The organism is Geomicrobium sediminis (assembly GCF_016908595.1).
GTDB lineage: Bacteria > Bacillota > Bacilli > Bacillales > Marinococcaceae > Geomicrobium_A > Geomicrobium_A sediminis.
The window spans coordinates 99,046-119,515 of the sequence record NZ_JAFBEC010000007.1 but is presented as its reverse complement, the minus strand read 5'-3'; the positions used below and the strand labels follow the sequence as shown (position 1 = coordinate 119,515).

Below are 20,470 nucleotides of genomic sequence, written 5' to 3'. Positions count from 1 at the left end.
AGTCATCTTCCTTTTTACTCGTTGTCGTCGTTACGATCCTTCATTTGACGCTCTTTGAGCAAGCTTTCCAAATGAGTAAGTTTCTCTTCAACACGTTCTAAGTCATCACGTGTAGCAAGACCCATATCATTGAACATGGATTTCATCTTCGTTTTCGATGACTCCGTCCATTCTTGTTCTTTCGTTTCACCCCGTTTAATTAATTCATCTGCAAATTGCTCTGCTTCTTTCGGGGTAATTCTACCACGTGATACGAGGTCATCTAAATACGTTTGTACTTTCTCAGTGCCTGCAACAGCAGCACCTAGACCTAGAAAAAAACCATTCTTTAACCACTCGTTCATCGTAAAAGCCTCCCTCATCATAGCGTTCTAACTATTTATTTTCCCGTTTTGTGACCGTTTTACTCTTCTTTCTACAAATTAATTGTTGTCTTTAAACGTAGAAATGAGCAAGTAAATAATCGTTGCAAATGAAAACACAGTTAATGAGACGATTAGAAACGTACTTGCTTCACTTCCTGCATCATCTTCGCCATATGCAGCAAACGACTGCACTGGGATTAAGAAAAGAACTAGAAAAGAGAAGAACGCCGTTGATAATTTTGCTTTCATGTTTAATTACCTCCTTCATTCACGGTATTACCTCATTCATTATAGAAGTAAAACGTCCGTTTTTCAACGCAGACCGCCGAAGATTTGCTAGAAATCCTTCTGATATGCAAGTGATCGTGAAATTTTTGCAGAAAAGCTTAAAGGTTTAGGAAAGAGTGGCGCATTGTTGAAACACACATGCTATAATTGATACATTATCTAGAAAAGCGTTAATTGTTAAATAAAAAGGCGGTTTAGTTATGGCAGAGAATCAACAAATGATGAACAAAGTACAGCTAGAAGACATTATTATTGCCCATCAGACGTTAAAAGATGTCGTGACCCATACGCCATTGCAACGAGATGAAGTGCTCTCTGAGCGTTATGGTGCGAATATTTACTTAAAGCGAGAAGATATGCAAGTCGTTCGATCATTTAAGATTCGCGGCGCGTATAACTTAATGAAGAGCTTATCTGATGAGGAATTGGAAAATGGGGTCGTCTGTGCAAGTGCAGGGAACCACGCCCAAGGGGTTGCCTACTCTTGTCGCATTATGAAAGTAAAAGGCGCCATCTTCATGCCAACTACGACGCCTCGTCAAAAGCAAGATCAAGTGAAGCAATTTGGCAAAGAGTTCGTCGATGTTATCATTACTGGCGATACGTTTGACGATGCGTTTAAAGAAGCAAAGCGTTATGAAGAGAAGCACGGCATGACATTTGTGCATCCTTTTGATAATGAGAAGATTATTGCTGGCCAAGGAACGGTCGGTATGGAAATTTTAAATGACATCGGTGGGCAAATTGATTACGTATTTGCCTCTATTGGTGGCGGCGGGTTAATGGCTGGGCTCGGTACGTACGTAAAGTCCATCCAACCGCAGGCAAAGTTAATTGGCGTAGAGCCTGAAGGTGCCCCGTCTATGCAACAGGCACTCTTAAGAAAAGAAGTCATCGAACTTGAAGAGATCGATAAGTTCGTAGACGGTGCTGCGGTACAACGCGTTGGTGAGCAAACGTTTAAGATGTGTGAGCAGTTAATTGATGACATCGTTCTCGTGCCTGAAGGAAAAGTCTGTTCAACTATTCTTGAGCTTTACAATCAGCAAGCAATCGTTGCTGAGCCAGCTGGAGCCATGTCAATTTCAGCATTGGATTTCTATAAAGATGAAATAAAAGGCAAAACTGTCGTATGTGTCGTTAGTGGAGGGAACAATGATATTGGTCGTATGGCTGAGATGCGTGAGCGCTCGTTAATTTATGAAGGATTGCAACATTACTTTATCGTGAATTTCCCTCAACGCGCTGGTGCATTGCGAGAATTTCTAAATGACGTGTTAGGGCCAGACGATGATATTACACGGTTCGATTACGTAAAGAAGAACAATCGCTCCATCGCACCAGCTCTCGTTGGCATCGAATTAAAGTCAGCAGCTGATTACCCTGTGCTTATTCAACGAATGAAAGCCGAAGGATTTGATGTTGATGAAATTTCTACGTCAGATAAACTGTTTAACTTTGTACTATGATTATCCGTAGTCGAAGTGATGAATGGGTACTCTTTAATCAACATGAGCACGGGATGTTCACGGGACAATTGGCTCGGTGTTGGGGAGACGACATTCGCTTAAAACGCTCCTGCTTTACGGCTGTTGTAACGGCTTGTTTTGAACATGACCGAGGTTGGCAAGTGGAAGATCATGTTCCTCGTTTTAACGAGAGTGAAGCGATGCCGTATGATTTTACATCCTTTCCAGATTCACTGAAGATTCCTCTGTATGAAAAGGGAATTACAGAAGCGGCTCTAATGAATAAACGTGCAGGATATTTGATCAGTCAACATTTATCTAGCTTTTATGAAGCGCCAACAGACGATTTAGCAACCAAGTTCAAACAACAAGAAGAAAAAAGAAGGCGTGAATTATGGCTATCGCTAGACAATCAAGACGATCTTCGATACGATTTATCCGTACTTCGTCTATTAGATGAGATTTCTCTTTATGTTGCACTAAATGAGCCAGGTGTGAACAAAGAAGATGAATGGCCGTGGTTTAAACGAGGGTTTTCACAAACGTTTTCGTTTTTAGACGATCAGACGATTGAAGCGAATTGGAAGGATCATCAGTCGGTAACGCTCCATCCTTTTCCTTTTCGCACTACTGTGACCGTTCCTCATAATTATCGAACGGTAAAGAAAACGAATGACAGTCCAGATGATTTCTTAAAAGCGTTTCAAACTAGTTCCCTACAAACGTTATGGGTGACGTTTAAACCGGTCACTTAATGGGAAATGACGTTTCAAGAACCTCGATCTTTCGGATTGAGGTTCTTCCTGTGTAAGGAGGATTTTATGATAGCTGAACTATCTGAACAACAATTCAATGAGTACGAACGAGGGTACGTCTTAGTCGTCTCGCCGTTTTGTTATACGTGTCAGATTGCAGAGCGATTTGTTTATGAGGCAAGTAAAGTGTGTGGAATCGAGGATTCTGTGTACAAAATCAATTTGCAATTAACGAAGCACGTCGCTGAAAAAGAACAAATAATGACTGTACCAACATTATTGTATAAAGACGGTGAACATCGAGAAAGACTTGTGACGATGAAAAGTGTTCTAAATGTTGTACATTGGATGGGTGCAAGAAAGGAGGAGCATTAATATGAAGCTCGCGCCTTCGTTTTCGTTGTATAACCCTGTAACAAACACGTATCATTCGTTAGAAGATTATGCAGGGAGCCCGTTATTGCTAACATTTTGGGCATCATGGTGTCCAGATTCACAGATTGATCTTGATAAAAAAACGCGGCTCTATGAACAATTAACAACGACCGGATTACACATGCTTTTTGTGAATGTTGTTGGTCGTGAACGTGAAGAAGGAGCAGGGGAGAAGCTTATGAATACATTAGGAAACCCTGTACCTTACGTATTAGATAACCAACTTGATACGTATCGAGCCTATCGATGTGAAGGGGTTCCCTCGACATTTATCATCGATGGTGAAAGTAAGATTGTCGAAACGTTCGGTGATACTGAAGATTTTACAGTAATTATGAAACATCTCGTGCCTTACATTCGTTAAATAGAAAAGCAACGGTTGATTTGGTATGATAGAAACCGAGACAGACGTAGCAGTTTTAGGAGGAATAACGATGCAAATCCGATCCATTGAACCAACACCAAGTCCGAATACGATGAAGCTAACGCTTGATCAAGCGTTAGGATCTGGCAAAAGCAACAACTATACGAAAGACAATCATAGTGATGCACCAAAAGAAATTCAAGAACTCTTCAAAATTGAAGGCATCAAAGGTGTGTATCACGTAGCTGATTTTATTGCGCTTGAACGCGAACCAAAGGCGAAATGGGAGCCCGTTTTGCAGAAGGCAAGACAAGTGTTTGGAGAAGATACAAAAGAAGACACGAATGAAGAACAAGTCGTTGCTGATCATTACGGTGAAGTACAAGTACAACTTCAAATGTTTAAAAACATTCCAATGCAGGTGAAACTTTTAACGTCTGATGAGGAAAAGCGTGTCGGTTTGCCTGAGCGGTTTGAACAAGCTGCATTTAAAGCAGCGAATGCGGACGATAACATTGTATTAGATCGTTCTTGGGAAGAACGTGCCGTTCGTTACGGGAACGACCTTGAAGAAATCGGTCAAGAAGTGTTAGAAGAAGTGAAGGCAGCATACGATCAAGAACGATTAGATCGCCTCGTTCACTATGCAACGGATAGCAGTTCAGTAGAACGTCCAAAGCCATATGCAGTGACGAAAGAAATGCTAGAAGATCCAGATTGGAAGAAGCGTTTTGCAGCACTCGATCAGATGGATCCAACAGAAGATGATCTAGAAATCTTAAGCATCGCTATGAAAGATGAGAAGCTTTCTGTGCGCCGCCTCGCTGTAACGTTAATTGGAATGATTGAAACCAAAGCTATTCTTCCTTATTTATATGAAGCGATGAAAGATAAATCCGCGACCATTCGTCGAACAGCTGCAGACACGTTTTCTGACTTAGGAGATCCAAGTGCGATGGATGAAGTGATCAAAAGCTTGAATGATAAGAGTAAGCTCGTACGTTGGAGAGCGGCAATGTTCTTGTTTGAAGTTGGTGATGAACGTGCAATTGAACCATTAAAAGCAGCCATTCCAGATCCTGAATTTGAAGTGGATATGCAAATGAAAATGGCACTAAAACGAATCGAAGGCGGAGAAGAAGCTAAAGGTTCCGTTTGGAAACAGATGACAGAGTCAGTAAGAGCGAAAGACTAATTAGAGGTGAAACATGAAACGAGAACAATTAATTGAAACACTTGAAGAGCGTAAGTTAACGGAGGTCCTCACTTTAATTGAAGAAGCTGAGAATGGCGAGTTTGATGAGCTTGAACTCGTCGAGTCTCTCGGATTGTTGCAAGACCAACAATTAAATGATGCGGTCATTGATTATTTAAAGTCGTTGGATGTAGAGATCATTTACGTGCGTGACGAAGAGTAAGGAAGGAGCCGTTCACATGCGACAAGCACCAGCGAAGCGCCTATCAAAAAAGGCGCTTCCGGTTTGGCGGATTACTGGACTATTTGAAAGTTTATTTTACTTAATTATCCCGATTGTGTATGGAGTGCTTTCTTTCGTATTTGATTGGCCATTCTGGATTTTATACGTCATGGTAATCGCTTGGATTTTAATCGTCATTATGAAAAGTCTCGTCGTACCAGCCATTCGTTGGCGAAGATGGCGCTATGAAGTACATGATGAAGAAATCGATTTTCAGTATGGTGTGTTTATTATCCGCAGGACGCTCGTTCCGATGAACCGTGTTCAACACGTAGACACGGAGCAAGGTCCAATTTATCGTCATTATAAGTTGTCTGCTGTAAGCATTTCGACAGCTGCGACCATCCATCAAATTCCTGCTTTAACAGAAGAAGTGGCCTCTGATCTTCGGGATCAAATTGCCGTTTTGGCCCAAACGGCTGATGAAGATGACTGACGGCAAACGCATGCACTGGGCAGCAGTGCCAATTATGATCGTGCAAGGCATTAAAGGGTTTATTATCCCGCTTATTATTGCCTTCTTCATCGGAAGTACCGGTGGTGGAATCGGGATCTTCACATTGATTATTATTCCAGTCATCATCTTGTTTTCACTCGGGTATAGCTTTTTATACTGGTGGACGTATCGGTACTACGTAAAAGACAACGAGCTTTATATACGTCAAGGCATTATCATTAAGAAAAATCGTTATATTCAACGTCGACGTGTGCAAAGCTTTGATAAATCTGCAGGGATTTTACAACGTCCATTTGGATTAGTTCGAGTGAAGATTGAGACAGCGGGTGGTGGAAGTGAACCAGACGTTGACATTGATGCTTTAACTGTTCAAGAAGCGAATCGCCTGAAGCGAGAGCTAATGAAAAAGATGGACGTTCCAGAAGAAACAGAACAATCACAAGCGGAGCTTAACGTGCACTCAGAAATTGAAGAGCACGTAGAAGTTGAAGACGTTCATCAAGACGCACTCGTAGAAGAATCTACAGAAGTTGTTGACGTAGAAGAAGAGTGGACAGAAGCAGAGCCAGATGATCGCTGGATCCTCGGGAATAAACGTCTATTTATCGCAGGGATGACGTCAGGCGGTGTCGGCCTTGTACTGTCTGCTGTTATTGCGATTGTCTCACAATTTGATGTGTTGTTGCCTGAGACGTTTTATGAGTCTACGGTCGGTTATGCATTATCCTTAACGACGACGCTGATTGCACTATTTGTCGTGTTAATTGCGCTCATCGCATACCTTATATCAATTGGGATTACGATCGTTAAGTACGGTCAGTTTTCCGTTGATAAGAGGGGGAACGATTTAATCGTTTCACGAGGGTTGTTAGAGAAGAAGCAACTCACGTTAAAAGTACATCGTATTACAGCGGTTCGCTATGTGAGTACGATTTTGCGACAACCTTTTGGCTATACTACGATCTATGTAGAAAGTAAAGGTGGGGGGAGCGCAGAAGAGCAACAATCGACGATGCTCATTCCACTCGTAAAGCGAAAAGAAGTTGACGAAGTGTTACGTCGTTTCTTACCTGAATTTGTATTCGAAGAGGGGATTACGCTTACGAAGCTTCCGAAGCGAGCTCGAATTCGTTACTGGATTCGTGCAGTCTTGCCGACGTTTTTCGTAACTCTGCCGTTAACGTATTTCTTTCCACCGTTCGGGGCGCTTAGTTTTCTCATCGTCATTCCTGCACTTTGGATCGGACATTTACGATACAGGCATGCAGGCCACTATGTGACAGATGATCGTTTAGTCATGCAATGGCGCTTGTTTAACTTAAACCGTGTAATTGTCCCTAAACGAAGAATTCAAGCAGCTGACGTCGTTCAGTCACCGATTCAACGGTTTCGAAAGCTATCGACGTTTTCTGTATCCATTCTCTCAAGCATCTCTGGCAAAAGCTTTGAGGTGTTAGATCTCTCAGAGAGTGATGGTTTTGACTTAAAAGATTGGTTTTCAAAACAACAACAACAGCAAAACAAAAACGAAGAGGAGTCAATCGTCGATTAGACTCCTCTTCGTTTTGTTTATTTCGATGGTTGTTGCATGTTCGTATACGTGACGACTTGACGTTGATTTGTGTCAGAGGTGCATTCAAACCGGTCGTATACGTAATCTTCCCCAACTTGATGAAGGATACGTTCATAACGGTGTTGAATGACGATGCTATTGCCATCTTTTTGGAAGAAAAGAAAGTTAACACCTGAAAATTGGTGTTCTTCTTGAGCGTGTAATAGTTGTCGTAACAACGTGTTGTGACATTTCACGAGGTGTTTGCGTTTAAAACCGAAATCACGTAACAAGACCGCAAGAGATTCTTTGGCTGGTAGTTCCAATTCATTGAGTAAGATTTGGAACGGTTCAAATTGTTCTTTGTGAATCCGTATAATTGAACCTTCTTTTAACCGAACCTTTTTACCGCTTTTTAAGCGGAATTTGAAGTCTTGATCATAATTGACGGGTTGCCATTCATCCTTTTTACTATCAAGCCATTCTAAGTCGAAAGGGCAGCCGTCTAACATCATTTGTTCACTCTGTGATTGCTCAACGAGTACAACTTCATCTTCGATCGATTGCAATTTAAAGTACAAATACGGATCTTCTGACGTTCGATGACCGTTCTTTAAACGAAGACGGTTTTCTTGAAGTTGTCGTTTCTTTTCCTCAAGTTGGTGAATGTTCGCATTTGTTGACTTCTCAAGCTTGGCAATTGCCATAAGTGTTGATGAGCGAAACGAACGCGCTACTTTTCCAGAAAAAGTGGAAATCTTATCGCCTGTCACGTCAACTTCTTCTCCACCGCTGTAATGAAGAGAGAAAATGTCATCGGCATTGTGAATTTCATATACGCCTTGTACGACAATTTTTCCAGTCCAAATTTTATTTTTTGGTGTTTCAATATGTTGTAAAACGCCATAATAGCTACATTTCGGATTTTGCTCAGTGAACACGACGGTTTTACCTTGCGTTAAATGTGCCTCTTTACGATTCATAGGAACCCTCTCTTTTTCGGACTAATCACGTAATCCATTATATCTACCTTTTGCTACTTCTTCAACTGACAAGTCCGATACGACCCTTATGGTAGGCATCAATTAGTCCTAAAGCAGAAACCTCGCAATCCATCTTCATCATTTGAACATCGTCATCGTCACGATCTTCAATGGAAAAGTGTTCAAGTAGAGCTTCAAATAATATGTGCGACAGACGTGTAGGATCGACGTGCTCTTGTGAAAGAACGGTTTTAAACACGTCATAGCTGCTGTGAAGCGATTGAAATACTTCTTGTTGATCGGTTGAAACTCCAAAGTGACCAAAACCGATGATTGCAGGTTTAAGCGACTTTATACGTTCCCAAGAATTAAGCATGCTTTGTTCATCAAATTGTGACGGTGATGTGCTAGGAATTGCGATGCAAGTTCCCATTTTTTGCGAAAGCCTTCCGTAATAAATTCCGAGCGTGTCCCCTGTGAAAATTGCTCCGGTTAATTCATCTTGAATTGAAAAGTGGTGCAGGGCATGTCCTGGTGTATGAAAAAAAGTGAGCTTACGGTCCGCGGCAATCTGCAATACACTTTCATCTTCATGACTGACTGTGTGCTCAACTGGACAAGGAAGAACAGGAGCAAACAAGTCGTCGAATTTGTCTTTGTATACAACTTTGGCGCCTTGAATTAATTTTGTCGGATCATTTAAATGCTTTGCGCCTTTTGGGTGAACGTGTAGTGTCGCGTTTTTGGCTTTTTGCATGAGTTGACCCGCACCGCCTGCGTGATCGAGATGGACGTGGGTGACGATAATATGTAGCAAGTCATCGAGCGTGTAACCTAACTCATTTAAGCCTTTAACAATCGGTTCATAGGAGCAACTAGGTCCCGTTTCAATAATCGTTAATTCATCTCCCTCTAAAACGTAAATGCCAGTACGTTGTTCGAGTCCTAAATCTAAACCGTCAATTAAATACGTCTTGTCAGCAATTTTGATCATTGTTAATCACCTCTAATTAAAAGTTTAATTATTCGAAAAACGTCAAATAGGAGACGCTGATTATTGGTCAGCGTCATCCCCACCTGTATAACGACGTTCATTTAGTCGAATTAAATAATCAAAGCGCTCATTTTTCAGTTGTTCATCATTTTCTTCAAGCTTTGAAATGACCAGTTCCATTTTTGTGAGTGCTTCATAAATACGAGGCATCTGTTCTTCTTGTTCTTCGTTATCGAGCTCTTTATAGGCTGAAATGAGGTTTGGAATGTCCTCTTGTGCCATGCGTTTTACTTGGTAACGATCTTCAACTGAAAGCTGGCGGAGTTGATGTTGAAACGGGTTCAGCCGCTCAAGCAATTGATGTAGTCGATTTTGAATTGGCTCTGGTAAATCATGTTTTTGCATCGTTAAGTAGTTTAACGATGTTGTGTAATGATCTTGTTCGGTTTGAACTTCTTTGGATGCTTTGGGTGATTCTTCTGGCATCGGAGGTTCGATAAATGAAGTAGGAGCATGCCCATCCATCGCACCGTCAATGTGCTGCATTTTTTGGATAATGCCGTGAAAATAAGGCGACTTCATAATGCTTCTAACGTGAGATTTGCCGTTTTTCATATAATACACAGAACCTTCTTTAAGCATCTTTTGGCTCCCGCGTGAATGCTCGCTACGCGTATAACTGAGTACGAATCGCTTTTTTATGGCAGAAGGGGAGACGTGCGTATCGAACGTTAATAACTTCACGTGCTTTTGACTAACTTTAAGCCTGAGTTTAAATGTACGTGCATTTTTCTTGTACACTTGCGATCCGCGTATCGGACCGTTCTTTAACATGTGTGCAATGATCTTGTCGAGAATTGCTTCACTTTCTTTAATCAGTGAAAGCCCGTTAGGGTCGGAAAAGATTTGGTCATCGACCGTACGCATTCTTTCCGGTATAAAGCGTTCTCGCCAAGAAGTCGTCAACCAATCTTTCACTGTCATCAGCACCTTCACTAAAGTTAATCATTAAGAGCGATCGTCACTACGTTCTGGTAAACGTGCTTGGACGTTTTTATTCAGTTCATCAAGTTCAGCAATAAATGCTTTTCCTGATTGAACAATCCGCTCATTCGATTGTTCAGTCAGCTCAATGGCTGTTTGAACATCGTCGTATGCTTTTCTAAAAGACTCAATTGCAATTGCTGGTTCTTCCAACGTCTTTAACGTTTCTTCAGTGTTGGAACGAAGCGTCTTCGCGTTGCTTAATATCATATCTTCAGTCGCTTGATTCACACTTTGAACCGCATCAATTACTTTCTTCTGATTACCAAGTGCAAGTTGGATTGAAGCAGTAACCGTAATGACGTTTTTTGTCATCGTAATCGCGTTAAAAATCGCTTCTTCTAACTTATCGTTGTTTTCTTTAATGAGATCAACGGATGCAAGTGATTGTTGCAAAACCATAACCGCTTGCGTCATGTTTTTAATTCTCGTGATGACTTTTTGTTGCCCTTTTTGCAATTCTTGAGGATTGTCTCTCCAATTTTCGGCTGTCATTTCTTCTTCGAGCATCGTATTGAGCTGTTTACCTGTCTCAATTTGCTTTTCAAGGTTAGCAATCCGAGACGTTGCTGTATCGCGTAATTGCTCGAGCATCAAGTTGTCCTCTTGAAGTTTATCTTTACCTTTTAGAAGGGCTTCAATGATGTTCTCAACTTGTGCTTCGACCGTTTGATACTTCTTAGCATACTGTTCAATTGGGTTTCGTCTTGTGATTTTGTTCCATGTTTTTTGTAAGAAACCTTCATTAAGATGTTCAGGTTCTAACGTAGAGACATGTTGACGTAATTCAAATAGTTGCTCAGGCAGTTCGCTATTTTTATTGTGCAACATATCTTGAACAGGTCGCTTTAAGGATTCTAACGAATCGCCTGCTAGTTTTTGTTCATCTTCACCGAGTAAACTGAGTTGTTGAATGAGCTCTTGAGTGTTCGAGTTTTGTTTAAACTTGTTCATATAGTTCTCAGCATTTTTGGCTGCTTCACTTTTTTCCTCGGCGGGAAGGTCAGTTTCAAAGTTCGTTTCATCTAATGTTTCGTTTGGTTTATCTTCTTGCATGTCGTTTCCACCTTTCCGTTCACCGTATGCGTGCAAATGTATGCTTACATTATACCATTTTCACTTTCGGATTGTCTTGATCTATATACGAGCGTAAAAGTATTAGGTTTCAAAACTGAATAGAAGTTGTATAAATTTCAAAAAGAAACGTAAAAATCATAAAAATCATTGTTAGATTTTTTTCCTTTAGTGACATTATATTAAGCGCTTACATGCTGAAATAAACGGCGCTTGCAATTTGCCGAAGGTTCAGATAAGTGGTAAGATCATTTTTACTAGTTTCGTGAAGAGATCTTTTTTGTTAAGAAAGAGGTGGAATAAATTGTTTCATGACAATACTAATCCAAAGGGTCTTTATCGATCCGAATTTGAACATGACAATTGTGGGATCGGCTTTTTGGCGAATATGAAAGGACAGCCTTCGTATACGATCGTACGAAGTGCGCTTGATCTACTAGCCAACCTTGAGCATCGCGGTGGACAAGGGGCAGAACCTAATTCAGGAGACGGTGCTGGGATTTTACTTCAAATTCCACACGGCTTTTTCAAAGAAGCGGCAGTCGAGTCAGGCTTCGAATTGCCTGAAAAAGGTGAATATGGTGTCGGGATGCTATTTCTACCTACCGATGACACGCGACGTAAGCGTGCACTAGAAATATTAGCGCAAATGGCTGAACAAGAAGGTGCAAACGTAATTGGTGTTCGTGATGTACCGGTGAATACAAATGGCATTGGTGATTCCGCTCTTGCGGCAAAGCCTTATATTCAGCAAGTATTTATTGCTGCTGATGGACTTATCGACGATGAGTTAGAGAGAAAGTTGTACGTCGTGAGAAAGCGGACAGAAAAGGCCGTTCAATCGTTACTTGAAGAAGGGGATTCTTTTTATTTCGCTAGTCTTTCAACAAGAACAATCGTATACAAAGGCATGTTAACGACAGAACAACTCGGTACGTTCTTTATCGACCTAAAGAAGAAAACGTTTAAAAGTACAATCGCTCTCGTTCATTCACGATTTAGTACGAATACATTTCCTAGTTGGGAGCGCGCTCACCCAAACCGTTATCTGATGCATAACGGTGAAATTAATACGATTAAAGGTAATGTGAATTGGATGCATGCTAGAGAAGCGGTATTCCAATCTAAATTATTTGGAGAAGATCTCGAGAAGGTTCGTCCAGTCATTGATGAAAGTGGTAGCGATTCATCGATGTTTGATAACGCATTTGAGTTTTTCACGTTATCAGGTCGCTCGCTTGCCCATTCAGCAATGTTAATGATTCCAGAACCTTGGCAAAATGCTGAACATATGAGTGATGATAAACGCGCATTTTATCAATATCATAGTACGTTAATGGAACCGTGGGACGGTCCAACTGCAATCGTATTTACAGATGGAAAACGGGTTGGAGCGACGCTTGATCGTAACGGGTTAAGGCCATCGCGCTATATCGTGACTGAAGACGATATCGTTGTAATGAGTTCAGAAGTCGGAGTATTACCGACAGCGCCAGGTAAAGTGGTTGAAAAAAACCGCTTAAAGCCAGGGCAAATGTTGATTGTTGACCCAGAAGAAGGGCGTATTATCCCTGATGAAGACGTTAAACAGTCCATTATTAATGAAAACCCATACAAAGAGTGGGTGAATGAAGAGTTAAAGACGCTAGACGATATTCGTGAGAGTGCTGTTGAAGTAACGGAGTTTGATGAGACGAAGTTACGTTTAAAGCAAGCCGTTCACGGTTATACGTTTGAGCAAATCCATAAAATGATTAAGCCGCTCGTTACCGACGGTGCAGATCCAGTCGGTTCAATGGGGTATGACAATCCGTTAGCGGTCTTGTCCGATAATCCTCAACTGCTCTACAACTACTTTAAGCAGCAGTTTGCGCAAGTGACAAATCCTCCGATTGATGTAATTCGTGAGGAAGTTGTAACAGCAGTTGGAACGACGATTGGTCGTGAAGGCAATTTGTTACATCCGACAAAAGAAAACGCAAGGCATATCTATTTGGATACCCCACTCGTCACAAATGAAGAGATGGCAAAGCTCATTCATTGTGACGAACCGGGTCTACATGCGGTGACGATTTCAACGACGTTTGAGCCGTCTCGTGATGGTAGCGGTATTGAACAAGCACTTTCACAAATTCATAAAGAAGCTGATCAAGCGTTACATGATGACATAACGTTGCTAGTATTAAGCGATAAACTCGTGAGTAGTTCTGCTGTGCCAATTCCGATGTTGCTAGCCGTTTCAAGTTTGCACCATTACCTCATTCGCACGGGGAATCGCACGAAAGTAAGCATTCTCGTTGAAACAGGCGAAGCAAGTGAAGTACACCATTATTGTGTGTTGCTCGGTTACGGTGCAGAAGTAATTAACCCGTATTTGATTTTCGATTCGTTAGAAGGGTTAATTCGAAGTGATGATCTTAAAACGCATTCCTATGTTGAAGCCGTGTCGAAATACATTAAATCAGCTACAAAAGGCATGATGAAAGTTCTCTCAAAAATGGGTATTAGTACGATCCAAAGTTATCGTGGTGCACAGATTTTTGAAGCGATTGGAATTTCAAAAGAAGTGATTGATCAACACTTTACATGGACGCCTACAAGAATTGGTGGCATTGATTTACAAACGATTGCAAATGATGCCATTACGCGTCACACGACCGCTTACCGTAAACTTGAGCATGATCAATTGACGCTTGAAGAAGGTGACGATCATCAGTGGCGACGAGATGGAGAAGAACATCAATACAATCCGCACACGATTCATATGTTGCAACATGCTTGTCGAACGAATGACCACAAACTTTATCAATCATATAGCAAGTCAATTAATGAACAAGAGAAAAAGCAAACGACGTTACGTGGATTGCTTAAATTAAAGAAAGATCGTCCAAGTGTACAGCTTCATGAAGTTGAACCTGTTGAAGAGATTTTTAAACGCTTTAAAACAGGAGCGATGTCATTTGGCTCGATCTCTAAAGAAGCACATGAGGCGCTTGCAATTGCCATGAACCGAATCGGAGGAAGATCGAACACTGGTGAAGGTGGCGAAGATCCGGATCGTTTTACAGTGGATGACAATGGTGATTTAAGGCGAAGTGCAATCAAGCAAGTAGCTTCTGGACGATTTGGTGTGACGAGTCATTATTTAGTCAATGCTGATGAAATACAAATTAAAGTAGCGCAAGGTGCAAAGCCGGGTGAAGGTGGACAATTACCAGGCAATAAAGTGTACCCTTGGGTAGCAAAAGTGCGTGGAACGACAGCAGGAGTTGGCTTAATTTCACCACCACCACATCATGATATTTATTCAATTGAAGATTTGGCGCAATTAATCCATGATTTAAAACATTCGAATCCTGATGCACGGATAAGCGTAAAGCTCGTTTCAGGTACGGGAGTCGGTACGATTGCTGCAGGTGTTGCGAAAGGCCGTGCGGATGGAATCGTCATCAGTGGTTATGACGGCGGTACAGGCGCGGCTGCAAAGACGTCCATTAAACATACCGGTCTACCTTGGGAGATTGGCTTGGCAGATGCTCATCAAACGTTAGTAATGAATGGACTTCGCAACCGTATTAAGTTAGAAACGGACGGGAAAATGATGACAGGTCGCGACTTAGTGGTCGCAACACTTCTCGGTGCAGAAGAGTATGCACTTTCGACAGCACCGCTCGTTGTGCTCGGATGTGTCATGATGCGTGTTTGTCATATTGATACGTGTCCTGTCGGAATTGCAACGCAAAACCCTGAACTGCGTAAGAAGTTCGCAGGTGATCCTGAACATGTCGTAAACTTTATGACGTTCATCGCTGAAGAAATGCGCGAATTAATGGCAGAGCTCGGTTTTACGAAAATTGATGACATGATTGGACGCGCAGATCTACTCGAGCAACGTGACGATGTTATTGGCAAAAAAGCGAAGCAACTTGATTTACGATCGCTTTTATATCGTCCGAATCCTGAAAATCAATCGGCACATTTTGGAACGAGTGAGCAAGAGCACCTTGTCGGTGAATCACTCGATACGACAATGCTCATGGACAGCTGCTTACCAGCAATTGAAAATAAAACGCCGTTAAAACGCTCCTTCCCAGTTTGGAGTATTAACCGGGCGGTTGGAACGGTCATTGGAAGTATGATTACGAAGCGCTACGGAGCAGAAGGTTTGCCAGAAGATACGCTCGACTTAACGTTTACAGGTTCTGCTGGACAAAGTTTTGGAGCGTTTGTTCCTAAAGGAATGACGCTACGCCTAGTAGGCGATAGCAACGACTATATTGGCAAAGGTTTATCTGGAGGTAAGATTTACGTCCATCCTCACGAAGATGCGCCACTTGAACCTGAAAAAAATATCATCGTTGGTAACACATCGCTTTACGGTGCTACGAGTGGTGAAGCGTATATTTCTGGAATCGCCGGAGAACGTTTTTGTGTTCGAAATAGTGGTGCAAAAGTTGTCGTCGAAGGTGTCGGTGATCACGCTTTAGAGTACATGACAGGTGGAACGGTCGTTGTATTAGGTGACACAGGTAAAAACTATGCTGCTGGTATGTCTGGTGGTGTGAGTTATGTGTACAATCCAAAAGTCTCGTTTGAAGCTCACTGCAACCGTGAACTCGTCGAGCTTGATCAATTAGAACAACATGACGAAGATGAGCTAAAAACGCTTATCATAGCACATGTAGAACACACGAAAAGCCCGATCGGTAATCGCATTTTAGCGAATTGGGATGAAGAAAAAACGCACTTTGTTAAAGTAATTCCGACAGATTATCGCAACATGTTAAAAGCGATTGATACGTCGATTAAAGAAGGTATTTCTGAAGAGGAAGCGGTTATGGCCGCTTTTGATGAAAGCAAGCGAGCGAAAGCAGTGGTTAAGTAATCACGGTTTTGAACAGGAGGGGAAACGATGGGTAAAGCGACTGGATTTATGGAAATTGAACGACAGGTACCTAAAAAACGTGATCCTCGTGATCGTGTTCAAGATTGGCAAGACATCCATGTAACACCACCAAAGTCCGACATTGAGCAGCAAGCTTCACGATGTATGGATTGCGGGATTCCTTTTTGCCAAGCAGGAACGAACGTTCCTGGTTCAGATGAAATTGGTTGTCCAGTGTACAACTTAATTCCTGAATGGAACGATCTCGTCTATCACGGCCGCTGGAAAGATGCGTTAGAACGTTTGCACAAAACGAATAATTTCCCAGAATTCACGGGTAAAGTATGTCCAGCACCTTGTGAAGGTTCTTGTACAGTTGCCATTGATGACGATGCGGTTACGATTAAATCAATTGAATGGCAAATCGTTGAAAATGGGTTTAAAGAAGGGTGGATTAAAGCGAAGCCACCTCGCAAGAGAACAGGAAAGCGTGTCGCCGTTATTGGTTCAGGACCTGCTGGACTTGCAGCAGCAGCCCAACTTAATAAAGTCGGTCACACTGTCGTTGTTTATGAAAAAGAAGATCGTGTTGGTGGTCTATTAACGTACGGAATTCCTGACGTCAAACTTCCTTACGAAACTGTCATGAGACGCGTTCGTATTTTAGAGGAAGAAGGCATTACGTTTAAGACAAACGTTAACATCGGTGAAGCGATTTCTTGGGAACAATTGAACAATGACTATTCTGCGGTGATTTTGTGTACTGGAGCACAGGTACCACGTGGAGTTAGTGATGTGCCGGGGCATGATGCTAAGGGTGTTCATTTTGCGATGGACTTCTTAACGCAAAACACGAAGTCATTGCTCGATTCAAAGCATGAAGACGGTCAATACATTTCTGCTGCTGGCAAAAATGTCATCGTGATCGGAGGCGGTGACACAGGTGTGGATTGTATTACAACATCTGTACGTCACGGTGCGAAGTCAATTGCACAATTTGATATTAACAAAATCAAAGGTGAAACGCGTAATGATGGAAACCCGTGGCCATTATTTCCGTTAACGTTTGCGAAAGAAGACGGACATAAAGAAGCAGAAGCCGTTTACGGAGAAGATCCTAGAGCGTACCAATGGTTAACGACTCGTTTTGTGACTGATGATGATGGTGTTTTAGTCGGTCTTGAAGCCGTACAAGCAGAAACAGTGTTTGAAAACGGACAAAAACTACGTAAACCAATACCTGGATCTGAAAAAGTTTGGGATGCGGATCTCGTGCTATTAGCGATTGGGTTTACCGGGCCTGAACGAGAGCTTCTTGAACAAATGGGTGTGAAGACGACAAATCGAGGTACGGTTGAGGCAGAATATGGTCAATACAGTACGAGCGTACCGAGTGTCTATGCTGCAGGTGATAATCGTCGCGGTCAAAGCCTTGTCGTTTGGGCGATTCATGAAGGAAGAGAAGCAGCACGTGAAGTGGATCGATATTTAATGGGGTCTACGATTCTAGTATAAAAAGTTAATCATGCACGTAAAAGCGAATTCACGCTTTTACGTGCTTTTTCTGTTGGTTGTCATGTTGGAACGTATGTAAATAAGAAGGACGGTCCAAGACAAACAAAAGCTGCATAACATACTCGTAATTCACTTTGAAATCGGCAGGAATTTTCGGGGCAATCGTATCAAGCCAGTGCAATAGCTTCCGCCGTTCAGCTCGTCCTAATTTCCTGTAATGAGCAGGAAGACGCATAATAAATTGTACAATGTATGGTGTAGTCGTCTGCTCACTAAATGAAAATTGCTGTTGAAAAAGTTCAGCTAGGAAACGTTTTTGATGCTCAAAGTATCGTAATTGTCTCGTCTCATCTGCGTTACCAGGACGCAACCGCCATTGTTTTTTTTGTTTTGCAGCCATGCGTTCGAACTCATTCAAGCGCTTTTGAATCAATTTCTTCGTGGATGAGTTGAGCGGTGAAATGATTGATGCTTGCTCGATTAATCGTTCATATTTATTTCGTAGTTCAGGCATGAAATTATTCGGTAACACATACATGTTCACAACGGTTGAAACCATAATTCCAATCATAGAACTCATCACTCGTTCACTATAAAATTCTAAATGATGATCAAACATGGAAGGCATAATGGCAAAGGCTGTGATGGATGCGATCATCGTAAATCGTTTATAGACGAACACGTTCATGATGAGAATGATGACGATCACAACACTGGCATACATGAGCGGATGAGCTCCGAGAATAAAATAGAAGACGAGGGCAAAGCCGGCACCAACAAGAGCAGACCCGAGGCGAACAGCTCCGTTACGAACGGCGTCAAAGCTCGTATTCTCAAGGGCAAAGCAAGTCGTTACGATCGCAAATAACGGCGGAATTGAGAGAAGATGACAAAGCAAAAGGCTAAAAGTCATGGACGTCAAGAGTTTAATCAGTCGCTTTGAGCTACGCAAAAAGAATAGTGACATGCCGTTCATCCTTCAATCTTTTTCAAATTTTTACAGTTAGTATGCAACGGAAAAAAATAATTATGCACGAATTTAAAAGAAGCTCTTGAACAATATAGAAAAGATCACGTATGATAGAATTGAATTTTCCTATAGTTGGTTTGAAGGGAGTGATGGGGTGTACGTAACCGGTAAGTACAAAACAGGGATCTATATCGGAGAAGTTGTTGAAGAACGTGGCGAACGAACACTTCTTCAAGTAAAAGCAGTCAAAAAGCATCCGATGCAAGGAGACCTTCATCAAGGATTTGAAACAAATGTACCACTATTTCATCAAAGAAACGCACTTGCATATTTAGAAAAGGCATGGGTGCCAACGGTTACCGTCAAAGCCTATTCAGATGATCTTCCTTCTTATGAAGAAAGTTTGCATGAAGCGGTAGAAGCCGAAATTTCCAAAATGGAAAAACGGGAAGATGAATTTGGTGAAAAAGCGCTTTCGAGTTTAAAAGAATTGCAAACAAGATACGAAAAGTAACGCGATAATTTTATACATGAGCATCCAAAAAAGAGGTGACGTTTTCCGTCGTCCTCTTTTCTTACGCTCTTTTTTACAGAAAACTTAAATTTTTTGTAACATCCATACGAAGGGGAGAGGGATTATGAAAGAAAGACAGCCAAAGTTAGCGACAGAGACGGTTTGGGCAGGCGAAGAGAAGTACAGAGTGCACGGCGCAAGCCAAGTGCCAGTCGTTCATAGCGTTGCTTACACGTATGACGATTTAGATTATTGGTATGAAGTGGCAGTCGGTCAAGCGGAAGGTCACATTTATGGGCGAAATACAAATCCTACGGTTTCAAGTTTCGAGGATAAAGTGAAAGAGTTGGAAGGCGCTGAAGCAGCAACGAGCTTTTCAACGGGTATGGCGGCAATTAGCAACACGTTATTAACGTTTTTACGACCAGGGGATCGAGTCGTAAGTATTAAAGATACGTACGGTGGAACGAATAAAATCTTTAGTGAGTTTTTGCCACGGTTAAACATTGATATTACGCTTTGTGAAACCGGCGATCATGAGCATATGATCGAAGAAATTGAAAAAGGCTGTAGCATCGTTTATTTAGAAACACCGACGAATCCTACTGTGAAAATTACAGATATTGAGCGAATTGCTGACGTTGCCAAAAATCACAATGCACTCGTGATCGTAGACAACACGTTTGCAACACCAATTTTACAAAACCCGTTGCAACTTGGTGCTGATTTGGTCCTTCATTCAGCGACGAAGTTTCTCGGTGGTCACGCTGATGCACTTGGAGGCGTGCTTGTAGGCAGTAAAGCGCTCGTAGAAGAAGTGTATCATTACCGGGAAATCAACGGTGCTACACTAGACCCGATGGCTGCATATTTACTCATTCGTGGTATGAAAACGTTGCATTTACGTGTTTACAAACAAACCGAAAACGCGACAAAATTAGCGGAATATTTAAAGAAACACCCGATGGTTGAAAACGTTTTTTACCCAGGCTTAAAGGATCATCCAAATCATGACATCGCAAAGCAACAAATGAGAGGGTTTGGTGGCATGTTTAGTTTTTCACTCGTCGGAGGGATGGATGCAGTGAAAGTGATGTTACCGAAATTAAAATATGCCAATCGTGCGGCAAACCTCGGTGCTGTAGAAACAACCGTCGGTCCAGCAAGAACGACAAGTCATGTAGAATCAACACCAGAAGAACGTAAAGCGCTCGGGATTCCAGATGGACTCATTCGCTATTCAGCTGGTATTGAAGATTTCGAAGATTTGAAAGAAGATCTCGAAATGGCGTTAAAAGCATTAACAGTTAAACAGTGAATTGGAGTGT

The 20,470-nt window shown here is 41.9% G+C and carries 19 protein-coding genes; 12 read left to right on the top strand and 7 right to left on the bottom strand.

What is annotated here, in order from left to right:
• Window positions 1–14: 14 nt before the first annotated feature.
• Window positions 15–344: a phasin family protein gene (locus JOD17_RS12520; RefSeq protein ID WP_042360092.1), complete on the bottom strand. Its 330-nt coding sequence runs from the start codon at window positions 342–344 to the stop codon at window positions 15–17.
• Window positions 345–422: 78 nt separating this feature from the next.
• Entirely contained in the window at window positions 423–614 is a 192-nt protein-coding gene (locus JOD17_RS12515) for a hypothetical protein (protein WP_042360091.1), read from the bottom strand.
• A gap of 239 nt (window positions 615–853) precedes the next feature.
• Between JOD17_RS12515 and ilvA the strand changes: the two genes are divergently transcribed.
• The 8 genes from ilvA (at window position 854) to JOD17_RS12475 (ending at window position 7,163) form a co-directional block, all read left to right on the top strand.
• On the top strand, window positions 854–2,122 hold the full coding sequence (gene ilvA / locus JOD17_RS12510) for a threonine ammonia-lyase IlvA (protein ID WP_042360090.1): 1,269 nt from the start codon (window positions 854–856) through the stop codon (window positions 2,120–2,122).
• A 53-nt stretch (window positions 2,123–2,175) separates the two neighbouring features.
• Entirely contained in the window at window positions 2,176–2,877 is a 702-nt protein-coding gene (locus JOD17_RS12505; protein ID WP_239575506.1) for a DUF3891 family protein, read from the top strand.
• A 66-nt stretch (window positions 2,878–2,943) separates the two neighbouring features.
• Window positions 2,944–3,252 (top strand): thioredoxin family protein, encoded by a 309-nt coding sequence (locus JOD17_RS12500; RefSeq protein ID WP_204698157.1) that lies wholly within the window; start codon window positions 2,944–2,946, stop codon window positions 3,250–3,252.
• A 1-nt stretch (window position 3,253) separates the two neighbouring features.
• Window positions 3,254–3,676, top strand: coding sequence for a TlpA family protein disulfide reductase (locus JOD17_RS12495; RefSeq protein WP_204698156.1), 423 nt, complete (start codon window positions 3,254–3,256; stop codon window positions 3,674–3,676).
• Window positions 3,677–3,746: 70 nt separating this feature from the next.
• Window positions 3,747–4,871 carry a virulence factor gene (locus JOD17_RS12490; RefSeq protein ID WP_204698154.1) on the top strand — a complete coding sequence of 375 codons (1,125 nt, stop codon included), beginning with the start codon at window positions 3,747–3,749 and terminating at the stop codon, window positions 4,869–4,871.
• A 13-nt stretch (window positions 4,872–4,884) separates the two neighbouring features.
• On the top strand, window positions 4,885–5,094 hold the full coding sequence (locus tag JOD17_RS12485; RefSeq protein ID WP_204698152.1) for a hypothetical protein: 210 nt from the start codon (window positions 4,885–4,887) through the stop codon (window positions 5,092–5,094).
• 16 nt (window positions 5,095–5,110) lie between these two features.
• Window positions 5,111–5,590 carry a PH domain-containing protein gene (locus JOD17_RS12480; protein WP_042360083.1) on the top strand — a complete coding sequence of 160 codons (480 nt, stop codon included), beginning with the start codon at window positions 5,111–5,113 and terminating at the stop codon, window positions 5,588–5,590.
• Window positions 5,583–7,163 carry a PH domain-containing protein gene (locus JOD17_RS12475; protein ID WP_204698150.1) on the top strand — a complete coding sequence of 527 codons (1,581 nt, stop codon included), beginning with the start codon at window positions 5,583–5,585 and terminating at the stop codon, window positions 7,161–7,163. Before JOD17_RS12480 ends, JOD17_RS12475 begins: the two co-directional genes overlap by 8 nt.
• A 17-nt stretch (window positions 7,164–7,180) precedes the next feature.
• On the opposite strand, the gene JOD17_RS12470 is transcribed toward JOD17_RS12475, so the two are convergent.
• The 4 genes from JOD17_RS12470 to JOD17_RS12455 form a co-directional block, all read right to left on the bottom strand.
• A complete protein-coding gene (locus JOD17_RS12470; protein WP_204698148.1) occupies window positions 7,181–8,146 on the bottom strand; it encodes a DUF2777 family protein in 966 nt (321 codons plus the stop codon).
• Between the two features lie 61 nt (window positions 8,147–8,207).
• Window positions 8,208–9,140: an MBL fold metallo-hydrolase gene (locus JOD17_RS12465; RefSeq protein ID WP_204698146.1), complete on the bottom strand. Its 933-nt coding sequence runs from the start codon at window positions 9,138–9,140 to the stop codon at window positions 8,208–8,210.
• Between the two features lie 60 nt (window positions 9,141–9,200).
• Entirely contained in the window at window positions 9,201–10,118 is a 918-nt protein-coding gene (locus JOD17_RS12460; protein ID WP_204698143.1) for a hypothetical protein, read from the bottom strand.
• A 30-nt stretch (window positions 10,119–10,148) separates the two neighbouring features.
• Window positions 10,149–11,138 (bottom strand): toxic anion resistance protein, encoded by a 990-nt coding sequence (locus JOD17_RS12455; protein ID WP_239575524.1) that lies wholly within the window; start codon window positions 11,136–11,138, stop codon window positions 10,149–10,151.
• Window positions 11,139–11,562: 424 nt separating this feature from the next.
• Here JOD17_RS12455 and gltB point away from each other — a divergent pair, with 424 nt between their 5' ends.
• The gene (gene gltB, locus JOD17_RS12450; RefSeq protein WP_204698139.1) at window positions 11,563–16,143 is read left to right on the top strand and encodes a glutamate synthase large subunit; all 4,581 of its coding nucleotides are present in this window, start codon (window positions 11,563–11,565) and stop codon (window positions 16,141–16,143) included.
• Between the two features lie 27 nt (window positions 16,144–16,170).
• Window positions 16,171–17,658, top strand: a complete 1,488-nt coding sequence (locus tag JOD17_RS12445; RefSeq protein ID WP_204698137.1) for a glutamate synthase subunit beta — start codon at window positions 16,171–16,173, stop codon at window positions 17,656–17,658.
• 28 nt (window positions 17,659–17,686) lie between these two features.
• Here the strand turns inward: JOD17_RS12445 and JOD17_RS12440 are convergent, their stop codons facing one another.
• The gene (locus tag JOD17_RS12440; protein WP_204698135.1) at window positions 17,687–18,625 is read right to left on the bottom strand and encodes an FUSC family protein; all 939 of its coding nucleotides are present in this window, start codon (window positions 18,623–18,625) and stop codon (window positions 17,687–17,689) included.
• A gap of 157 nt (window positions 18,626–18,782) precedes the next feature.
• Here JOD17_RS12440 and kapB point away from each other — a divergent pair, with 157 nt between their 5' ends.
• Complete coding sequence (gene kapB, locus JOD17_RS12435; RefSeq protein WP_204698133.1) at window positions 18,783–19,142, top strand: kinase-associated lipoprotein KapB; 360 nt, start codon at window positions 18,783–18,785, stop codon at window positions 19,140–19,142.
• Window positions 19,143–19,266: 124 nt separating this feature from the next.
• Window positions 19,267–20,460, top strand: a complete 1,194-nt coding sequence (locus JOD17_RS12430) for a cystathionine gamma-synthase family protein (RefSeq protein ID WP_204698130.1) — start codon at window positions 19,267–19,269, stop codon at window positions 20,458–20,460.
• Window positions 20,461–20,470: the final 10 nt, after the last annotated feature.

What these genes read in the sequence shown, in the direction of transcription:
- JOD17_RS12455 (WP_239575524.1), bottom strand. Translation starts at nt 11,138, where the DNA reads ATGAACAAGTTTAAACAAAACTCGAACACTCAAGAGCTCATTCAACAA.
- JOD17_RS12500 (WP_204698157.1), top strand. Translation starts at nt 2,944, where the DNA reads ATGATAGCTGAACTATCTGAACAACAATTCAATGAGTACGAACGAGGG.
- JOD17_RS12480 (WP_042360083.1), top strand. Translation starts at nt 5,111, where the DNA reads ATGCGACAAGCACCAGCGAAGCGCCTATCAAAAAAGGCGCTTCCGGTT.
- JOD17_RS12475 (WP_204698150.1), top strand. Translation starts at nt 5,583, where the DNA reads ATGACTGACGGCAAACGCATGCACTGGGCAGCAGTGCCAATTATGATC.
- JOD17_RS12515 (WP_042360091.1), bottom strand. Translation starts at nt 614, where the DNA reads ATGAAAGCAAAATTATCAACGGCGTTCTTCTCTTTTCTAGTTCTTTTC.
- ilvA (WP_042360090.1), top strand. Translation starts at nt 854, where the DNA reads ATGGCAGAGAATCAACAAATGATGAACAAAGTACAGCTAGAAGACATT.
- JOD17_RS12520 (WP_042360092.1), bottom strand. Translation starts at nt 344, where the DNA reads ATGAACGAGTGGTTAAAGAATGGTTTTTTTCTAGGTCTAGGTGCTGCT.
- JOD17_RS12440 (WP_204698135.1), bottom strand. Translation starts at nt 18,625, where the DNA reads ATGTCACTATTCTTTTTGCGTAGCTCAAAGCGACTGATTAAACTCTTG.
- JOD17_RS12465 (WP_204698146.1), bottom strand. Translation starts at nt 9,140, where the DNA reads ATGATCAAAATTGCTGACAAGACGTATTTAATTGACGGTTTAGATTTA.
- JOD17_RS12430 (WP_204698130.1), top strand. Translation starts at nt 19,267, where the DNA reads ATGAAAGAAAGACAGCCAAAGTTAGCGACAGAGACGGTTTGGGCAGGC.
- JOD17_RS12505 (WP_239575506.1), top strand. Translation starts at nt 2,176, where the DNA reads ATGTTCACGGGACAATTGGCTCGGTGTTGGGGAGACGACATTCGCTTA.
- JOD17_RS12445 (WP_204698137.1), top strand. Translation starts at nt 16,171, where the DNA reads ATGGGTAAAGCGACTGGATTTATGGAAATTGAACGACAGGTACCTAAA.
- JOD17_RS12485 (WP_204698152.1), top strand. Translation starts at nt 4,885, where the DNA reads ATGAAACGAGAACAATTAATTGAAACACTTGAAGAGCGTAAGTTAACG.
- JOD17_RS12490 (WP_204698154.1), top strand. Translation starts at nt 3,747, where the DNA reads ATGCAAATCCGATCCATTGAACCAACACCAAGTCCGAATACGATGAAG.
- JOD17_RS12470 (WP_204698148.1), bottom strand. Translation starts at nt 8,146, where the DNA reads ATGAATCGTAAAGAGGCACATTTAACGCAAGGTAAAACCGTCGTGTTC.
- JOD17_RS12495 (WP_204698156.1), top strand. Translation starts at nt 3,254, where the DNA reads ATGAAGCTCGCGCCTTCGTTTTCGTTGTATAACCCTGTAACAAACACG.